Source organism: Pseudomonas sp. GM24 (assembly GCF_000282235.1).
GTDB lineage: Bacteria > Pseudomonadota > Gammaproteobacteria > Pseudomonadales > Pseudomonadaceae > Aquipseudomonas.
This window is the reverse complement of sequence record NZ_AKJR01000008.1, coordinates 37,260-57,421: the sequence shown is the minus strand read 5'-3', so window position 1 is coordinate 57,421 and position 20,162 is coordinate 37,260. Positions and strand designations below refer to the sequence as shown.

Below are 20,162 nucleotides of genomic sequence, written 5' to 3'. Positions count from 1 at the left end.
CTGCGATCTTTTGATCTGGGGATTTACTCCTCTTCGGAGGTGCCTTCGGCGCGCCAGTAGCCGACGGCTTTGATCAGTTGCTCATCCAACCCGTGCTCATCGATCAGCACCCGGCGGATCTGCCGTGAAACTTTCGTTTCGGTGGCTACCCACGCATACAGATTGCCCTTGGGCACCTGCAACTGCTTCACCGTACTCAGCAGGTTGTCCTTGCCACCGTCACGCAACACCCAGATCACATTGACCTGCGCTGCGCTTTCCAGCACTTGTTGCTCGGCGCCGTTCTCCACTTCGATCACCACCAACGCCTTGCGATTGGCCGCCAGGCCTTCGAGGCGGCGGGCGATGGCGGGCAGGGCGGTTTCATCGCCGATCAGCAGGTAGCTGTCGAAAATGTCCGGCACGATCATCGAGCCGCGCGGCCCGCCGATGTGCAGGAACTGCCCCGGTGTGGCTTGCTCCGCCCAGGTCGACGCAGGGCCGTCACCGTGCAGAACGAAATCGATGTCCAACTCCAGCGCGTCGAGGTCATAGCGACGCGGTGTGTAGTCGCGCATTTGCGGTTTCGGCCCATCGTCCTTGCCGGCGCCGAGCACCATCGTCTCCAGCGCGGCGGCTTGTTCGGCGTTCTGCGGGAACAGCAGTTTGACGTGATCGTCGGTGCCCAGGCTGATGAACCCGGCCAGCTCCGGTCCGCCGAGGGTGATGCGGCGCATACGCGGCGTCAGGTCGACCACGCGCAGGACTTCCAGCTTGCGGCGTTTGATTTCGTGCATCACGCGGTGAATGGTTTGGGTATCGACTGCAGTCATTCGGCTTTCTCCGGGGCAGGTTGAACGGCAGGGCCGTCGACGATGGCTTTGGCGGTGTCGTTGAGCAGGTCACGCACGCGCAGGATTTCTTCGGCGCTCCAGCGGCCGTGGTGCATCTGCAGGGCATGGCGCAGGTTGTGCACGGCTTCATGGATTTCCGGCGGCCGATCATGGCCGCGCAGCGAGCGTTTGCTCACATCGATGCGCATACGCACACCGTCCAGCGCCACGGCTTGCTCGCTTAAAGACAAACGACCGGCGTCGGTGGCGCTGTAGCGTTTTTTGCCGCCCTCGGCGTCGCCGGTGATCAACTCGCTTTCTTCGAGAAAGGTCAGGGTCGGGTAGATCACGCCGGGACTGGGGCTGTAGGCGCCGTCGAACATGCCTTCGATCTGGCGGATCAGGTCGTAGCCGTGGCACGGCTGTTCGGCGACCAGCGCCAGCAGCAGCAATTTCAGGTCACCGGGGGCGAACACCCGAGGGCCTCGGCCGCCGCGCTCGCGCCCGGGGCGCTTTTCGAAGCCGTCACGGCCGTCGCCGTGTTCGCGATGGGGGGAATGATGGTCTCTCATTTCTGTCTTCTCTCGTCGTGTTTAGATACAACTTAAGATATATCTTGGAGAGTGTGCAAGACGTTTTTCCCCGAGAAAGGGCGTCGCCTGACGAGCGGCAGATCCGATTCGGGCGCAAGCAGCGAATCTCGGCCGGTTGTCGGAAACGATAACTTGAAAGTTAAAGTCATCGCTCTATTGTGTGTAGAGTATATGTTCTAAATTGCACTAAGTTGCCGTGCTGTCAGGGTAAAGTTGCTGTATGGTTTTTTTACTGAAACTGTCTGTAGGGTGAAACTTACAGTCAATGTTTTGAATATCTGTTTTATGTTCTTTTTTCTTGCGGGTCATGGGGTTGTTTAACTACGCGGTTGTCGGAAGTTGCCTGCTTACTTCCAAGAGTTAACAGTCGATGATGCTTCGGCATTGAAAGTTCAAGTTGACCTGGCTCAACTCGGGCAGCGACTCGGGCAGTGATTGTCTTGAACTTTCAATGTTCATCCCCCTATCAAGAAAACAGGTACATAACGATGTTCAAGAAACTCGCAATCGCCGCTCCACTGGCTCTCCTGGCACTGGGTTCGACTGGCGCATTCGCCGCTGGTGAAGCGTCGCACTCGATCAGCCTTGTCGCGCATGTGCCGACCAACGGTTTCTATGTAGTGCCGACCGATCCGGACCTGGTCAACAAAGACCAGGACATGAGCTACCAGCCGAGCACCGGGAAAATGCGCGACGTCAATGGGTTCTTCGATGTGCGCAACAACAACGGTTCGGTACACGCCAGCCTGGAAAGCCAGCCGAAGCTGGTCGCTGGCAATACCTCGATCGACCTGCAAGTCATGCTTAACAACAAGGAACTGACCCTCACCCCGCAAATGGTTGTGGGTGAATCGGAGTCGGACGTCAACTACCGCGCACCGCTGAAAATCAGCGCGGTGGGCAGCAACTTCGTGCCGGGGGATTACACCGGCTCCGTGGCGATGATCTTTGATGCCGTGCCACCGGTTGCTGGCAACTGATCGCATTGATCAGGCACTAAGGCGCGCTTTTACCAGTGGCGCTAACCGACGGGGCAGATAGCAGTGTTTGTCCCGTCGGACTTTCCTTGTTTGTAAATCAGAGTACGAGTTCATGTTCCCGATGACACCCATCGCGGCTGCGCTTGCGCTGTTGTTTTGTGCCAGCGCAGCCGTGGCGTCCAACTCCACCGGTACCACGCCCCGCAGTCTGCTGGCGCAGGCCAAGGGTTTGCCGGCGGATTTCGAAGAGCATTTCTTTGATGTGCCTCTGGCGGTACGGGTCGAAGTCGATCAGCAACCGCTGGGTGAGGCCATGGTGGTGTTGTCGCACGATGATCGCATCACCCTGCTCGAATTCACTGACACCAGCGATAACCGTCTCGGTCCGGCCGAGCGGGAAAAATGGGCGAGCTATCTCAAGCCCGGCGTGCCCTTGGGCGCGTGCAGCGGTTCCTGTCCGGACCAGTTTCTGGCGGTGCATTACAACCTGGAAAACTCCCTGGTCTCGATCCTTACCGAAAATGCCGAGCGCGACGTTGAGGCCAAGCGCTATTACGAGCAGCCCGACAGTGGCAGTCACGGCCTGATGGTGCGTAACCAGCTCAACCTCAACGGTGGTCAGGAGCAGGATCTGGGCGGACGCTTCGGCCTCGAAGCCAGTTCAAGCCTGGGCAACTGGAGCCAGACGCTGAACCTGCAAGTTGCCCGTCTTGGTGGCCCGGACGACAAGCTTTATCACGCCATCCAGGAGCTGCACACCCAGCGCGAACTGCAAGGCAGTTTTTTTCGTCTGGGCTATTTCACCCCCAATTCCGAAGGGCTGATGCGCCAGCCGCGCACGTTCGGCACCAGCCCCGACACCGCCGTTGGTGTGATGTACGGCAGCTCCGACAGCCTGGCCATCAACAGCGCGATGCCCAGCGTTTATCCGATCTATGTCACCGCCAACCGTCAGGGCTCGGTGGAGATTTGGCGCGATGGTCTGCTGATCAATACCCAATCGGTGCCGGCCGGTTTGCAGACCCTCGATACCCGACCGCTGCCCGGCGGCATTTATGAAGTGGAAGTACGGCTGATCGAAGACGGTCAGATCACCTCCACCACCCAGGAGCTGGTGTACAAGCCCAACAACTGGCGCAACCTCGATGAGCGCTGGCGCTACAACGTCTTTGCCGGCGAAGAACAGAAACTGCTGAGCAACTGGGACACCCAGGCCAGCGGCAATCCGACGGCGGGCGCGTCAGTGAATTACCTGCTGCATCCGCGGGTGATCCTCGGGCTGTCGGCGCGGCAGATTCGCGAAAAACTGCAATACGGTACGTCCATCGACTGGACCCTGGCCAATCACCTCAGCCTCTACGCCAACGTCTACAAGACCGAGGATTACGGCACTGGTCTCGACTTGCAAAGCCTCTACAACTATGGCGCCGGAAGCATCGTCGTCAGCCACAGTCGTAGTTGGCTCGACACTACCTATACCTACGACACCCTGCCCGATGGCACTCGGGTTCGTCCGCGCAACGTGTTCATCGGCCAGACCAGCAATTCTTCGCTGGCGCTCAACCATCGCGTCAGCAGCAAGAGTTCAGTCAATGCGCGGGTGTCGCACAGCGAAGGCAATGTCGAAGGCATGGGTATGGATCTGGGCTGGACGCAGCGCACCACCCTGCTGGGCAGTGACGCCAGTTGGCGGCTTTCGTTGTTTGATCGGCCCGGCAGTTACAGCAGTGGTGATGCGCGCAATCGCGGGGTCGACCTGAGCATCAACATGGCGCTTGGCGCACCCGGCCAGCAGATCACCGGCAGCATCGGCTCACGCACGGCCCGCGACGGCACACGTGACAACAACGCCTCCCTCGGCTGGCGCAAGGATTTTCAGGATCACGTCCTGCAAAACGTGTCGCTCACGGCACTCACCGATACTTACGGGGTGGGCGTCGCCAGCCTCGCCAACTTCCGCACCGACGCGGTCAATGGTGATGGCTTCATTCAGCGCTCCTCCTACAACGGCAACTTCACCGGCGGCCTCAACGTTGACAGCACCTTGGTGGTCGGCGGGCAACAGATGCTCATGACCAGCCAGAGCGATGTGCGCGGCGCCGGGATGATCGTCGATGTCGAGTCGGATATCGAGGACATCGTCCTGCGGGCTGACGATTACAGCGGTGGCGGGGCGGCGTTGAAGCCGGGGCGCAACTTCATTCCGATCACCGCGTACCGGAACAGCTCGGTGAGTTTTGATTTCGAGGGTACCCACGTGCCGGCGGCGAGCATTGAACCGGCACGCACCCGTTATCACCTGAACAAGGGCGGGGTCGAGTACCGCAAAGTCCGCGTGATGAAAACCCTGACCGTGCTCGGTCGACTGGTGGACGCACAGGGACGGCCGCTCAAGGGCCATCACGTGATCAACCACGCCAGCCGCGGTGTAACGGAAGTCGACGGCTTCTTCTCGATGGAAATGAACGCCGGCTCACCGACCCTCGAAGTGCGTCAGGGCAACCAGTTGCTGTGCCAGTTCCGCCTCGATGCCGGCAGCCATCGCAGCGAAAACGATGTGTTGATGATCGGCGACCTGCGTTGCACGCCGGACACGCTGGCCGACGTTACGTTCACCGAACAGAAGGCAGGTTGATCCGATGAAGATAATCACAAGTGGATGTGTATTGGCGCTGGCGCTGAGCATGTCGCCGGCACAGGCCATCAATCAGGAGATCCGCGCGCTGTTTCAACCGGATGCTTCTCAGCCGGGCAAGAACCTGTTCGTCAACCAGACACCCAATAGTGGCTATTGCGTGAACTTCCCCGCGCAATGCGCCAGCAACAACATGTTCAGCATTGAGTTGCCCGTCCGCTACAGCTCAGGCGAGCTTAGGCCGGGTGACGATGTCTCAGTGCAGGTTCCGGCTGGCTGGAGACGGTTGACGGTCACCAATCAGGATACTCAGGAAACGGAAACCGTAGAGGTGCGTATCACCGGCATCGGTTCCCGATTTGTCCTCAGCGATAGCGTGGATAACCTGACCGGAGTGGCAGCCCCCACAGGCCATGACATCCTCTGGACGTCCCTTAGCGGTTGGCTTTATGCCCCGGCGCCTTGCCAAGGCACTAGCGTGGCCGGGTACAGCGATCGCACCTATCGCTTTTTCTGGCAGACGCCTGTGCAGGCGCCCTGTACCAAAACCGCCGCTTTTCGCATCCCCTCTATGTACTTCGAGAGGATTGATTTTGCGTATGAGCTGAAAACCCCAAACCCGTTGAACATGTCGAGCGGTCTGTACACCGGATCCATCTCCTACAGCATGGGTCCCAACGGTGATTTCGATATGGGCGCGACATTTCAACCGGATGACGGCAACCTCACCCTGGACTTCGTGCTGGACGTACAGCACACCCTCAAGGTCGATCTGCCGCCGGGTGGCAACCAGGTGTCGCTGGAACCCCAAGGTGGCTGGGCGCGCTGGATCGACAGCGGGCGCAAGCCGACACGGATTTTTCGCGATCAGCTGTTTTACCTGTCCGCCTCGTCGCGCTTCAAAGTCAAGATGGTGTGCAATTCCACTGGCGGCCCGGCGTGCAAGCTCGGCAGCCCCAAGGGCAATACCACCGAGGTCGAAGTATCCCTCAGCTTGCCGACGGGCATTACCGGTCCCAGCGGCAATGTCACCCGGCATCCGTTAAAACACGACGAGTGGGCGGGGCCGTTCCTGCCAAGCCTGTACGTGGATCGCAAGCCCGGCACGCTGCATTTCGACATGACCCCGTTTGCCATCGAATTCCTGTTGCGCCCCGGCCTGAGTGACCGGCTGCGCGGCAACATCACCATTATCTGGGACTCGGAAGCATGAGCGGTCCCGCCTGGCCATTCTCGACATTCATGGAGTTGAAAACGATGAACCGTGGTTTTCTGCTGGGCCTGCTCAGCGTGTTTTGCCTGACGGCGCAGGCCGGTCCGCAGATCAATGTCGGCACCGTTTACGACTATCTCGACGCCGATAAAAGTACCTATCTGAAACGCGTGTTCAATAGCGGCGACGCGACGGCATTCGTCAAGATCAATGTGCTGGAAATCATCTACGACAGCGATGGCAAGCCGCAGGAAATTGCAGTCGAGAACGCTGCCGACGGCGCCTCACGCAATGGTTTGATGGCTAGTCCGGCGCGGCTGATCGTCCCGGCTCAGGGCATGCAAGGCACGCGTTTGCTGTACATGGGCGAGCGTGATCGTGAGCGTTATTTTCGCGTGCGTTTTGTCCCGGTAGTCCCGGAAAAGGAAGACGACTTTGTGGTCAGTGGCGAAGAGCGGGATGAGTACAAAAAATCGCTTTCGGCCGGGGTCAATGTCATGACCGGATTCGGCACGATCTTTTTCGTGCGGCCCAAGGACGTTCGTTTCGCCACCGTGGTCAATGAAACCGAGAGCCGCTATGAGCTGCGCAATGACGGTAACACCGTAGTGATTGTCGATGAGTTCAAGAGCTGTTCGCTGAGCAAGGAAACCGACTGTGGTGCGACCACCAAGCACCATGTGCTGGCGGGCAAGACTTTCGCGTTCGACAAGGACAAGGGGCGCGAGTACCGCTTCTTCCTGATCGAGGGCAGCGCCAGAAAAACCATAAAGACCGCCAGTCGCTAGGTCTGTTTTCCAATGACGCATCGGGTAAACCACATGATCAAGCAATGCATCCTCGGCACGCTGATGGCCACTGCCGTGTTGGCCAGCGTTGGGGCCTGGGCCGCTCGCGAAGAACACACCTTTGAAGTGTCCCTGACCATTCCCAGCCGGCCGTTCTACATTATTCCCGCAGAGCCGGACTGGATTCACCGGACCCAGCGGCTTGCCTGGGATTACCCGCGTGCGACGCTTGGTGGCCTGGAGAAAAATTTCGACCTGCGCCACGACAGCGGCGCGATCGAGGCGCGCCTTGGCTCCGACCCTTATCTGGAAAACGGCCGCCCCGGCGAGGTGATCGAGTTACAGGTCACGTTCAATGCCGTGGAGTTGAGTTCACACATCACGCCGCGCCAGGTGCTGTCTCAGGAAGAGGCGGCGGCCGGCAAACGCGTAGCCCTGAAGATCAGCCCTGTCGAACCGGCGGGCGGGTATCGCTCCGGCGATTACAGCGGCAACGTCGTGTTGTTGTTCAACGCCAGGGCGCCGGGTGTCGAATGAGGCTGCTGCGTAGTCATCTTCGCGCCTGGCCCGATCCTGTGGCGGTCTGTTGCTGGCGCTCAACGTCAGCGCCGCAGCGGCCGTAGTGCATCACATCGAAGCCCGGCGTGGCGTGAAGTTACTCAGGCCACGTCACCGTGATTCGGGATTCGGGATTCGGAAGTGGCGCAGGCGCGATGAAGCTCTGCCAGCTTTGACCGGGCTGGCAGAGCAACAGCGTTGTCGTCAGAAACCCGCTCTGGCCAATGCTTCACGAGTCAACTGCCTGGACAGTTCATCGCGCTCATAGCCAATGTTGTCCGACAGCCGTCTGTGGCGTGCGGCGCTCATGGCTTCGCCGCTGAAGACCTCTGCCTGCGGTATGCCCAGTTGATCGGCAAGGCTTTCCATTTTTCGCGCCAGTTGATTGAGCGGCGTTTGTGGCGTGGCGTTGGCCCATTCAGCCTGCGCATCACGCAGCTCATCGAGCCGTCCCAGTTTTTCCGCGTAAAAATCATCATTGGTTTCATAGCGGTCCGGGTGGTTCTTGCGCAAATGAGTCTCCCAGAACTTCTTCGAATAGAGGTGGATCATTCCGTTGACCAGACCATCGCCCTGTTCGCGTTTGATGATCGTGTTATAGGCCGCGTCGAGTTGTTCGGTACTGACGCCGGAGCGAGGTCGGTAGAGCATACCCTCGGCCTGCCAGGGCAGCCCCAGTCTTTCGGCCAGCCCGGTCTCATAGGCCAGATGGATTTCTACCTCATCGGGAGCGGGGATGCTGTTATCGATCTTGTTTTGCTGTTTCTGACGCTGGTATTCAAAATCTGCCTCATCGGTCACTCGGTTCAGTCGGGCGGCACTGCGGGCGAGGCGTACGAGTCTGTCATCCAGAGCGCTGGCTGATGTCGACTCTTCGTAGGCTTTGGATACCAGTACTTTCATCCCCAGTGAATTGAACAACTGAGTACCCAGATCGCCGCAATCGTCGGGGGACACAATCTGTTTGAACAGTTCTGCGCGCAGTTGTGAATCGATTGCCGCCGCTTCGACCATTTCCCATACGCGCCGGGTCAAATTCTGTCGACCGCGACTCGTCCGGTAATCCGCGCTTTCCCTTTGCTTGCGGATAACGCTGAAAAAACCGGCGGAGTCTGGTTCGGCCATCAGGTCATGCCAGGATTCTTCGCGATATTTTTGCAACGCTGCGGACGGTCCGAACCCGCCAGGCTCAACGGGAAACATTTGCCAATGGCTGAGCTCGTTGCTGGCTGCCGGCAAATAGCTTTGCACCAGACCCAGGCCTGAAGATTGCCGATACAGGCCATAACGCACCCTGTCCTCATTGGTCAGTTTTTCCAGGTCAAAGCGCGCGCGGCTGAGGACAAACGCCTGATCGGAGCCGGGCGTGACCTGGGGCAGGGTATTGATCGGCGCCCGCCGCATGTCGAGCATGAAACCGCGCCGTCGCGGCCAGTCGCCGCTGCCGGGTTCGAACAACCCCTCGGGCCAGGTTTTAATGTCGGTATTGGCCAGGCCCAGTTCATACAACTGGGACATCCGCCCGACATCGGGTGGCACGCCCAATGGATTACCGTTCAGGTTCAGCGTGCGCAGACGCACCAGTGCGTTGAGGTGTTCGCCGGACTGTGGCGTCAAGTGAATCCGGTTGTCGCTCAGATCCAGATACTCGAGCCGGCGCATTTGGCCGAGGGTGGAAGGTATCTCTTTCAGACCGCACTGGCGGGCGCTCAATTGCCGCAGCTGCGGCAGGCTGCCGAGTAGTCCTTCAACGGTAGGCGAGAGGGGCATTTTGTTGACTCTCAGCGAGGTGATCTGCTCAAGGTGTTTCTGCAGGTCAGGTTGTTCGCGTAAATCTTTCCACCACCTTTCGAGCTCAAAGCTCAGGAAATCGGACGTCAGGTCCAGCGTATAGCCTTGTTCGGGATGATTGCTGCCACCTTCGAACAGATCGCTTTTTCGCTCGAAACATTCAATCAACTTGTCTTCGATGTGCCTGCCGCCGTTGTGCATGTAATCCAGGGATGCTCCGTAGGCCGGATCTCCCGAGTCGTCCATGCCGGCGGGGTAATTGTCACGCCATTTCTGCAGTGCCTGGTGCAGATCCTCGCGTTCGTTTTCCAGCTGTTTGATCGCGTTTTCGGGGTTATCACCCTTGCGTTTCAACACTTCGATGAAGGTGGTCACCTCGCTTTCCTTCATGTACGGGTAGAGCTGCCTGATTCGTTGTTCCGGTGTCTGTTTGGCAAACGGCCACGGCCAGCCGCGCAGCAGCGTTTCGGTTTCAATCGTCGCCACCGGGCGGATGGGTGGCTCTGCCAGCGCGGTTCGGCGCTGTGCAGGGGACGTGGCCTGTTCCATGATCCATAGCTTCAGCGGGCGTCCCTGACCGCGTTGATAACCCACTTCAGGCAAGGTCTGGACAGGCACCGCATGAAGAATCGACTCGTAGAAATCATCGCCTTCATGCAGTTGGCGGTTATTGGCGTCGAGCACTTCATAACGCCCCCGTTCGTCGCGGATCAGACGTCTGACGGTGGTTGCGTCAGCCGGCCCGACACTGCAGCGCAGCGGTCCGTCAAAGCTGCCATCGCGAACCTCCAGGCGCAGGTCGGCGAAGGTGTCGGTATTGACTCTGAGGGTGTTGAGCGCGAGGCGTTCAGTCTCCGCAGTGATCAACTCATCGTGATAAAAACCATCGTAAGCCCGGGTAGCGGACGCTTCGAAATCCAGTTCTCGGGCTTGGTTTTTGAGGCGCAGCGGCAGGCGTTGTTCATCGGCGATGCGTTGCAGTTCGGCGGGTTTGGCCTGCGCCACGACTTTTTCTGCAAGCTCGAGTGGAAGATCCGGGAACGTCTGTCGGACGCGCTGGATATCGGCTTTGCCTGATCGTTCCCCGGCTTGATAAACATGCCGGGATACGGCGCCGCTGCGTTTGTCGACGTCATCGGCGAGCTGATTGCGTAAGGCCGCAACACGCTCGCCAGGGGGAACCTCGCGCCCCAGCAGACTGTTGAACTCTGCCTCGGTAAGAAAACCCGCCACCCGATCCGGCAACTTGCCCGCGTTCAGATCGGCGAGACTGATGCTCAAGGTATCGGCCTCCAACGCTTGGGGGTTGCCGTACTTGCGCGAATAGCCGGCCAGGTCGGTGTCGGCAAACACCTCCAGCGCCCGGTTGTACGGCCAGCCTGGCAGGCTGGTCAGCACCGGTTCCAGCCACACCGATTCAGCGGCAATCGGCTGCCCGTTACGGATGTTGGCGGTGGCGATGCGAATATCGTCGTAGGCACTGAACCGCTTGACCGTGTCGGCCAGCAGCGGTGGTGGTGGACGGGTGTCCACATACATCTGGCGCAGAGCGTTGTGGTCGGTACCGCTGCTGATGCGGATCTGCTCCAGTTCCCTGGGGGAAAATCGCTCGACGCGATGGCCCAGGCGCCGCATCAGTGCTTCATTTGGCCAGTCTTGCGGGGTTTCCGCTTCATGCACCCAGGCGCCGTGGCCATTGTGTTCGATCCGTGGCTGGTAGGCGTTGGCGCGGTTCGGGTGCTTGATGCGGTGGGTGGTGGACGTCGCGTCAGTCGAGGCTTTTTCGACGAAGTACAGCTTGCCCTCCAGTGGCAGGACGTTTTCGTTGCCGTACTGATGCAGTCCCTGGTGGTCAGGTTTGGCGTCTGGCGAGAGCATCAGTTCATTGCGTGCGTAAGGGCTCAGATCCGGGTGCCATAAACTGTTTTTGCCATCGGGCAGCTTGACCGGTTTCATAGCGTCGACCAACGGCGACAGCTTCACGCGAAAGGCTTCGCCGATCTGCGCGCCCGCAGTGAAGGCGGCCAACTGGATGATGTCGGTCACCACGCTGATGACATGCCCGGCGGCTTCCTGCCAAAGCCCTTCGGCCAGATCGACGATGCCTTCGATGACGTCGCTGGTCAGTTGGTAAGCGGTGTAGGCCATCATCAGTTCGCCCAGACCCGGGACGAAGGGAGTGGCGATCAACAAGGCGACATTGGCAATGTCCGAGAGGATTTTCTTGAAGTTGTCCCACCACGCCCAGCGCGCCTTGCTGTCGGTGTCGGCGGTGGAGACGGCGATTTCCCGGGCATCGTTGAGAATCTTGTTGAGCTTTTGCTGATAGGCGTGGCGCCAGTAATCACCCTGTAATTTCAACCGGCTGAATTGCAGGTTGGGATTGTCCACCGGATCCTTGCGCCACGCCGGTCGCTGGTCGGCCGGATCCTGACGCGGGTGATACCTGACGATGAACAGTCGCTGTTCGAGTTCAGCGAAGAAGTGTCCGCGCTGCTGCTGGTCGACAAACTGGCTGAAGAATTGACGATAGGTCTGTTGGCTTGAGGCACTGAATCGGTCTTCGCGAAACTGCCGCGTCAATTCATCGCGCAATGCTGTCAGAGAGTCGTACTCCTTGAGCGGGTGATCCGGATCGTGAGGAATGTAGGCGATCACCCGTCGAACACCGCGGTTGTCCGATATCGCATGCGTCAGTAGCAGGATCCCGGTCAGGCGGGTGCCGAGCAGCGACAGGTCAGAGCACTGCATTGAACGGCCATTGAGCCGCAGTTGCGGTTTGCCTTCGGCCAGGGTCAGCAGCATTTTGTAGGCGTCGTACTGGATATCGTCCTTGATCAGTGCCAGGTGCGCCGCGACGGCGAGGGCGTCTTTCTGACTCTCGTTCACCTTGTGTTGCAGCACGCCTTCAGCCAGCGGTTCACCCGGTAGCAGATAGCTTTCCAGATGCTTTTTATACTGGGCGCCGATATCCAGGTCGCGGCACAGCGTCTGGAACTGGCTGATGGGCATGGCGCTTTTGATCGGCACGACATCGAACAGACCGCGTTCATCGGGTTGGCTGATGTAGTCCGAGCCAGGACCTACCGTTTCGCTGTTGGCGAAGTTGTGCAGGGCGGCGTCCAGCAAGGAGACAGTGCGGGTCACGACACCTGCGGAGAAATCGATGGCGTACCACGGTTTTTCTTTCGGCAGGTACAGGCGTAGAAAGGTGCTTTTGACGTCCGGCTCGATGCCGTGACGTTGTTTGATTTTTGCCTTGAGCAGCGGTTCGGCGAAAGCGTACAGATCGGTTTTCGCCAGCAGGTGGTCAACCTGGTTCTGCGAACCCCAGGCCTTGAGGTTGGCGTCGGCGAGTTTGTTCAGATAGGCGGCGGGCGCGGTGGTGTACCAGGCTTCATTCTTCAGTGGCGAGGCTGCCAGGGCGAGGCCCCGGCTGACGGTAGCGGTCTTGAAATTGTCGTCGACGGCGGATTTGATGAATTCGTAGTGCCGTCCTTTGTCCGTGTTTTCCGCAGGCTGGGGAGAGAGAGACATGGCCAATCATCCTTGATTGTTGAGGAGTGATCAGCCTACTCAGGGCAGGGCAAAACAAAAGTTCAAAGATCGGGAGGCAAACGGCGTTGCGCAGCACCAACCCGACGAAAATTCGAATCTGAAAAATACATGAATACCACCCGCCGAATCGAAAATTCGTCACTCTGATGCAGAAAAAACCGACACGATTTGTTACCTCGCTGTAGGGCGCGGCGCTTCGAGCATCGCCACGCTGGCGGTTTTCGTTGGCGTGCATTGCGAGTCGCTGCCCGGTTGCAGATACGGCGTCAGAATCGGCGCCATGCCCTTGAGCACCTGCACTGGCAGGGCCGAGGTGAACTTGAAGTTCTCCGCCGAGCGCCCCGGGACGAACGCGGTGAGGGTGCCGAAATGGTGATCGCCGATGTAGAACACGAATGTCGCCGTGCGGTTGATCGACTTCGAACTGAGGATGCGCCCGCCCGAACCGATGGCTTCGATGCGGTTGTCACCGGTCCCCGTTTTGCCACCCATGGCCAGTGGGCTGCCATCAGCCAGTTTGAAACTGCCGGAAACACGTTTTGCCGTACCGGCGTCGACCACTTGCGACAGCGCCTCGCGCATGGCCGTGGCGACTTCGGACGGCATCACCCGTTTGCCGACATGCGGGTCATTGACCAGTTGCGTTTCGTAGGGTGTGCCGGCGGCGAAATGCAGGCTGTCGATGCGCAGAGTCGGCATGCGCACGCCGTCATTGAGGATGGTGCCGATCAGCTCGGCCAGTGCGGCCGGGCGGTCACCGGAACTGCCAATGGCGGTGGCCAGCGAAGGCACCAGATGGTCGAACGGGTAGCCGACTTTCTGCCAGCGCTGGTGAATTTCCAGGAACGCTTCGATCTCGAGCATGGTGCGAATACGGCTGTCACGAGCGCCCTTGTGCTTGCTCTTGAACAGCCAGCTATAGACTTCCTGACGTTCGAAATGGCTGGCCTTGACGATCTCGCTGAAGGTCGCGTCCGGGTGGTTCAACAGGTAGCCCATCATCCACAGGTCCAGCGGATGCACCTTGGCGATGAAGCCTTGATCGGGCAAATCGTAACTGCCGGGGCCATAGGAATCGTAGAGGCGGATCAGGCGATCATCGGTGAGTTTTTCGCTGAGCTTGGCGCCTTTGAGGTGTGAGCGCACGAAGGTATTGAAGTCTTCCTGACTCGCCTCCGGCAGCAAGTAACGATGCACGGCGGCCATGCGAATCGGCGTCGGGCGCATGCTGTCGAGAAAGGTGTCGAGGCGCGCTTGAGTGTCTTTGTTTTTGTACTTTTTCCAGAACTTGAGCTGGAACGAGGTGCCTTCGCGGTCGGCGAAGCTCGCCAGGTATTCCTGCCGGCGCGGGTCACGATCATCCTTGAGCAACTCGGCACTGCTGTTGGGCCCCGAATAAGTGACATAACGCACCACGTCGCGCATCAGCCGAATGAACGGCAGGTTGATCGACTCGCGCAGGGAATCGCGCAAGGTCGGCAGGCGGCCGTTGTCTTCCTTGCGAAAGTTATGGAACGTGTGCAGGCCGCCGCCGGTGAAAAACGCCTCGCCGGGGCTGGCCGAGTATTTGCGGTCGAGGGCTGCGCCGAGCATCTTTGAAAGGTCGTGGTCTTTGTTCTGGATCAGGTAGTCGATGACCCACTGGCTCAAGCGGTCCTGATCGGGGACTTCGACTTTCTTCAGTTCCGGCACGCCCATTGCGCCGTACTTGTCGTGGAGTTCGGCGATGATTTGCAGGTAAGTGGTGAGCACGCGCATTTTCGCCGTTGAGCCGAGTTCGAGTTTGCTGCCTTCGTTGATGTCGAACGGCTGGTCGGTGCTGTCGGTCTGTACCCGCACGCGGGAACCGTCCGGGGTCAGCTCGAAGAGGGTGAAGCTGTAGCGCACTTGGGTGGTGCTGGTCGGCGTCAGCAAGCGTTCACCGAGCAGGCCGATTTCGGCGGCGTAGGCCGGGTCGGCGAGTTTTTTCAGGTAGGCGGTGGCCTGGGTTTGCAGGTCGCCTTGCAGCGTGCTGGTGGCGGACAGATCCAGGCGATCGAGATCGTACAGTGGCCGGTTGAGCATGCTCGCCAGACGACTGCGGGCGACGCTGATGCCTTTGTTGGTTTCGATCGGTTGCATGGTCGGCTGGGTCTGCCAGTCGCGGTAGGTGACCTTGCTGGCGAGGGCGGCATCGGCCAACGCGCTGTCGATCACCGCGTTCTGCTTGAGCAGGCGCAAGTGGCTGTCGGTGAGGTTGGCGAGTTCCTCGCGGCCCTTGGTCAGGTAATGCGAAGGGCGACGCTGGGCGATCATCAACGAAAGCATTTCACGCAGGACCAAGCCTTTGGCCGCCATGGTTTTCGGATCCGTGGCCGGACTGTTCAGCTGTGCATTGGCCTGGTTGAAATCACTGCCGTACCAGACGCGCAACCCCTCCGCCATGCCATGCACTTCACCATGCCCTGGCACCGCCGAGAGCGGCACGCTGTTGAGGTAATCGCGCACGATGTTCTGCCGTGCCCCCAGAGTTTGCGGGCCGGGCTGATAGGCGCGCACGCTGGCGGACATCATCTGCCGCAGCTTTTCGGCACCGGAGACTGTCAGGCCATCCGGTGAGTGCCGGTACTTTTCCAATTGCGTCGCCAGCGTACTGCCGCCTGCCGATTGGCCCGGCAATCGCAGCAGTTTCGCCACTTGCGACCAGGCGGCCATGCCGAAGCGCGGCCAGTCCACTGCCGGGTTGGCCAGCGGCTGTTTCGGGTCGAGCAGGAAGCGGTTTTCGATAAACAACAGGCTGCTGACCACCACTGGCGGGATGGATTCGAAGCTTGAATACAGCTGCTGCGGGTAGTTGTACTTGTACAGCGGCGCAGCCCGGCAATCAGTGATCGACAGCCCGGCCTGGATCTTTTCCGAATACGGCACGAACAGGCCTTTGTCGGTGTAGCTGAGCAGCGCCGGGGAAAAACGCGTCTGCTCGGTGATGACGTAATTGCGTTTGAGCAGGCGTGGCAGAAATTCATCCAGCGAGCTGTAGCCCAGGCGCAAATCGAATGGCCCATTGCCCGGATAGCGAATTGCTTCGCTGGGGCCGGGTTCGAGATGGTAAGTCAGCGACGCGGCGTACTGGCTGAGCTCGCGCGACTGGAAGCGCGAGGTGCGCATTTCCTTGGACGCGGCCAGTCCCACGACAATCGCGATAATCACCAGCAACAACCAGAAAGCCTTCCACCCATGCCGGTTGCGGCGGGTTTTTTCAGGGACAGGCGCTTCATCCACACGGTCAGTCGGAACCACGGCTTTACTCGAATCGGTTTGCCACAAAGCGCCCATAGTCGATTGATCCATTCACGCAGATTGATCGGACTTGTCTGAAGCTTAGACGGTGGTTGGCGAGGGGCGAGGGAATTGTGAGCGGGATGCGCCTCGAAGCACTGAGCCGTCTCGACCACTCGATGAGTGGCCGGGGCTTTTCGGTTTCTACCACGTGATCGTCCCCCGCCACACGATCACGCGGTTCGCTCGAACTTCGGTTGCCGGGGTGGCTGGTCTGATCGTTTTGACAGGCTCCTGACGGCTAAAAAGCATGACTGCCTGTATATGTTTTACAGCGAGCGAAGAGAGCGGGAACAAAACTTGATAAGGCTTTTATCGACTTGTGTTTTCCGGCTGTTTTTTTTCTTCGAATGATTTATTTTCATGATGTTTAGTGTGATTGCGCATTGTTTGTTAGAAGGAATCGTTGGTTGGATTTTACATACAGTTGGTAAAACACTTAATTGGTAATGGTTGTCGGCTTTTTCTTTAAGTGTTTTGGAGGTTTAATTTTTCCTTGTTTTAATCCTGAAGGAAAAGTGTATGTCTGAGTTTGAAAGTTCTACTTCGAATGTTGTTTCGGCAACTGACAGTGATACAAATAATATTGATTCCATAAAGCGTGAAGCCGAAAAGGTTTTGCCTTGCGCACTGGCAGATTTTGCCGGCGCTTTATCCTGGCAAATTCCTTTAAGTGTCGAGCAGAAGAAACAGGTGTTGGAAGCCGTTCGGCTTTTTATCGCCGGTCTTGATGACACGCCGCAGCCGGATCAAGGGCTGCTGGAACTAATGAACATAGAGCAACCGCTCGCCGCCGACGCCTTGCGCGATCCAGCCAGGGCACTGGAAACCCTGATTGCCGGAACTCGCGGTCAGGCATTGGGGCTGGCAGTGCAAACTCACTTGAAAGGTTTTGCCTCGGATGTAAGCGTCAACGACTACGCGCTGGCCGCACTTCAACTTGACCTTGATCCGCAGTCGATTGAAAACCATCAACGCAATAATGTCGCCGGGTTCGATCTGGACAGTAAGCAACATTGGGGGGAACCGGTTGCAGCAGTATTCAACAAACTGCGCGAACACCTGATCAAAGACCGTGTCTGCAACTCCGAAATGGCTGGGTTGGGCGCTTACTTGTTGCTGGCCAGGCATGCTCCATTATTTCTGATCAAAGACCTGCCGACCGCAGTTAAATACGGTGGGCCGGCATGGTTCAACCTGTCCGTTGCCGCTGCGACCATCGAAGCTGAATCGCCGGGCAAGGTTGCAAAGATGAAGTTCGCACAGGTCATGGTCTGCGCCGAAAGTGCAGCGTTGATCGACCCGGCCGTTACTCAGTACGCGCAGACCGTTACGCTGATTGATTGGGGCGTTGTCCACGGGCTGGTGGAAAGGAAAAACGATGGACATTACACCCCGGCTGAACTGGATGTACTCAAAACACGTTTCAATGAGGCCTTGGCCGACCGGCTCAACACGCCAATTCTGTTGAGCAGTGTGTTCCCGAGTCGCAAGGAAATAGCTCGGGCCGGCCTTAAGAAGGAGTTTGGCGAGAACTATCCGATTGAAGAACACGTCCTTGAATGGGACCGCTCGGTGGGGGCGAAAATAGTCGGCGCACTCTCCCCGGTACCCAGTGCAATCCAGGGGCCGGTCGGGATGCACACGTTGCTGGACGTTGCAATGATGGACGGGACGTACAAGTGGAAAACCAGCCACTCACTCGTTAACTTCCGTATTCACGACATCAACGAACTGGATCTGCGTGTACGAAGGATCTTCAACCGTGAGTTTGAAGCGACGCTCAATCACCTCAAGGAAGGTACCCGGTTAACCATACGCCATCTGATTTCCGAGTTACCGCTGGAAGACCGAGAGAACATTGAATACGGCAAGATCGATTTTTATCAGGACAAGACCATCAAAGCCGGTTTGCAGTTTCATGACAAGTTTGTGCGTGCCGGCAACCAAAATTTGACCCTGAGAGTGGAGCAGGGCATCGATAAAAAAGTCTCGGTGTATTACATCGATCTGAAAGCGGGCTCAATCACCAAAAAAGACGTTGATCCCGTCACACAGACAGACAGGGTCAGCGTGCATATCCCCAGCGTTTCGTATGGTGTGAGGCCGTTCTATCTTGCTGACAGGGACATCGCCAAAAAACTCAAGCGAAGACCCTCCCCGTCATGGACATTTCCCGTTCCCGACAGTTATTCCAGCGAGAGAACCCGCATCATTGCCGATGCCTTTGTCGAACATCTTGATTACGACAGTGAAGATATTCTCAAAGCCGCTGAAGGCCTGACCACGTGGGATCAGGAAGTGGAGGTGCTGGAGAGGAGTGTGAAGTTTCTGCTTAATCTGATTCCCTTCAAATCGGCCATCAGCAATTTTATCGACGGCAAATACCTGGACGGTGCAATTGACCTGTTTCTCGACGTGTTGGGATTCGTTACCGCTGGCGTGAGTGCCACGGCAAAGTTGGCACAATTGGGCGCCAGGACGGCATCGGCACTCAGCAAGGCGCTCAAGGCCGCGAAAATCATCGGCGCACTGGTTATCGGCGAACTAAATCCGTTCAGCGGGTTGCACGGTCTCGCATCGGGAGGCGCGCGGCTCGCAGGCAACGGAGTCAAGTTCCTTGCGAACCGCGGCCTGGGAAATATCGCCAGATTGCGCGGCGGGGCTGCGGGTAGCTACGAGCTGTTGCAGGCGGTGGGAAAACAACACGGGACTGCATTGCCTGGTACTTGGAAGGTAGGCGAGCAGAATATCGCTGGGATAGGCGTTTTGAAGAATGATCAGTGGTATCCCTACAATCCTGTAAACAACAGGATCTATGGCGCCCCTGGCAACTTTCAGCCCAGACAAGGCCGTTTGGGCAGCCTTTCTGGAGTGGATGCCGGCTATGCCGATCGCTATGCGGGTTTTAGCGCCAATATCGCGGCTGCCCGCACGCCACTCAACTTTCCAGCCTTTAGAAAAGCTTATGACGACGGGCTGGATATTCTGGAGGCCATCACTGATTACAGCTTCCGAATGGACACGCAGCAATTGGTCGAGTTGGCGGCCCAACCCGGCCGCCGCCCTGAAGAAATGGGGGCTCTGGTAAGGGAGATAGAAGACAGCCTGTTTGACGACGCCACGTTTTATACAAATCTTCTCCGTCAGGACATGCCCAAAGGCGTAACAGTGGAGCCGTTCTCGCAGTGTTATTTTCTGGCACGGGTCGATATGGCTTCCAATGGCAGATGCGCCGCCCTGTCATACGCCATGGCGTATGCCTATCTTCATCGGCGAGAAGGCACTCTTTTGAGCAATGTCTTGAAGGCCGCCGAGAAGCAAACTCATCCGCAAGCGGCGCGATTTATTTCCGCTCTGGAAAAGAGTCAACAGAGACTGGGTCCCAAGTATTCGTTTCATACAGGTGGGGCGCCTAAAAAAATGGATGCCCAGAACATCATTGATGAACTCGTCGCTTCTCGTGATTCAAAAATCCTCATGATCGGTACTAAAAGTCACGGAATGGTCGCCGGCACCCGATTCACAGGCGGCAAGCAGGAATGGTTTTTTTTCGACCCTAACTCTGGCATGGCGATATTTGAAACCAGACAAACCTTACAGCAAGGTTTGTCTAAAGCGTTCGGGAACGGGTCCTTGGCGAGCACCTTCAAGACCTATGGAAAAAAACGCGGCGGCGCTGATTATGCTGTCAACGAGTTCCGGCCTGGCGATGTCGAATTGACCGACGTCCGTGACACTCTCGAAAAATTTTCCGCCATGCCCCTGAGCGTGTGATCCGCCCTGAAGGGGCAACTCCTCGAACCTCGTCCGTACGGAGGGCGCGGAAGCGCCGGTAGCGCGTTACCGAGAGTGGTAAAAAGCAGGGCGAAGCAGAACGGCTTGCTCTTTTTGTGAATTACTCGCCGCTGTTTTC

Annotated in this window: 10 protein-coding genes; 6 read left to right on the top strand and 4 right to left on the bottom strand. The window is 58.1% G+C overall.

Annotated elements, in window-relative coordinates; all coding sequences use genetic code 11:
- Positions 1-23: 23 nt before the first annotated feature.
- Together PMI23_RS00610 and PMI23_RS00605 are read right to left on the bottom strand one after the other, a co-directional pair.
- Positions 24-812, bottom strand: coding sequence for a siderophore-interacting protein (locus tag PMI23_RS00610; protein ID WP_007916795.1), 789 nt, complete (start codon positions 810-812; stop codon positions 24-26).
- The gene (locus PMI23_RS00605) at positions 809-1,384 is read right to left on the bottom strand and encodes a PadR family transcriptional regulator (RefSeq protein WP_007916794.1); all 576 of its coding nucleotides are present in this window, start codon (positions 1,382-1,384) and stop codon (positions 809-811) included. The genes PMI23_RS00610 and PMI23_RS00605 overlap by 4 nt, the downstream gene beginning before the upstream one ends.
- Before the next feature lie 509 nt (positions 1,385-1,893).
- Between PMI23_RS00605 and PMI23_RS00600 the strand changes: the two genes are divergently transcribed.
- The 5 genes from PMI23_RS00600 (at position 1,894) to PMI23_RS00580 (ending at position 7,558) form a co-directional block, all read left to right on the top strand.
- Positions 1,894-2,385, top strand: a complete 492-nt coding sequence (locus PMI23_RS00600; protein ID WP_007916792.1) for a CS1 type fimbrial major subunit — start codon at positions 1,894-1,896, stop codon at positions 2,383-2,385.
- Between the two features lie 112 nt (positions 2,386-2,497).
- Positions 2,498-5,020 (top strand): CS1-pili formation C-terminal domain-containing protein, encoded by a 2,523-nt coding sequence (locus PMI23_RS00595; RefSeq protein WP_007916790.1) that lies wholly within the window; start codon positions 2,498-2,500, stop codon positions 5,018-5,020.
- 4 nt (positions 5,021-5,024) lie between these two features.
- Positions 5,025-6,233 carry a hypothetical protein gene (locus tag PMI23_RS00590; RefSeq protein ID WP_007916788.1) on the top strand — a complete coding sequence of 403 codons (1,209 nt, stop codon included), beginning with the start codon at positions 5,025-5,027 and terminating at the stop codon, positions 6,231-6,233.
- 44 nt (positions 6,234-6,277) lie between these two features.
- Positions 6,278-7,021, top strand: coding sequence for a hypothetical protein (locus tag PMI23_RS00585; protein ID WP_007916787.1), 744 nt, complete (start codon positions 6,278-6,280; stop codon positions 7,019-7,021).
- Between the two features lie 33 nt (positions 7,022-7,054).
- Positions 7,055-7,558 carry a CS1 type fimbrial major subunit gene (locus PMI23_RS00580; RefSeq protein WP_042704860.1) on the top strand — a complete coding sequence of 168 codons (504 nt, stop codon included), beginning with the start codon at positions 7,055-7,057 and terminating at the stop codon, positions 7,556-7,558.
- 225 nt (positions 7,559-7,783) lie between these two features.
- Here PMI23_RS00580 and PMI23_RS00575 read toward each other — a convergent pair whose 3' ends face one another.
- Together PMI23_RS00575 and PMI23_RS00570 are read right to left on the bottom strand one after the other, a co-directional pair.
- Entirely contained in the window at positions 7,784-12,907 is a 5,124-nt protein-coding gene (locus tag PMI23_RS00575) for a dermonecrotic toxin domain-containing protein (protein WP_007916783.1), read from the bottom strand.
- Positions 12,908-13,099: 192 nt separating this feature from the next.
- Positions 13,100-16,243, bottom strand: a complete 3,144-nt coding sequence (locus tag PMI23_RS00570; protein WP_007916781.1) for a transglycosylase domain-containing protein — start codon at positions 16,241-16,243, stop codon at positions 13,100-13,102.
- Between the two features lie 525 nt (positions 16,244-16,768).
- Between PMI23_RS00570 and PMI23_RS00565 the strand changes: the two genes are divergently transcribed.
- On the top strand, positions 16,769-20,023 hold the full coding sequence (locus PMI23_RS00565) for a hypothetical protein (RefSeq protein ID WP_007916778.1): 3,255 nt from the start codon (positions 16,769-16,771) through the stop codon (positions 20,021-20,023).
- Positions 20,024-20,162: the final 139 nt, after the last annotated feature.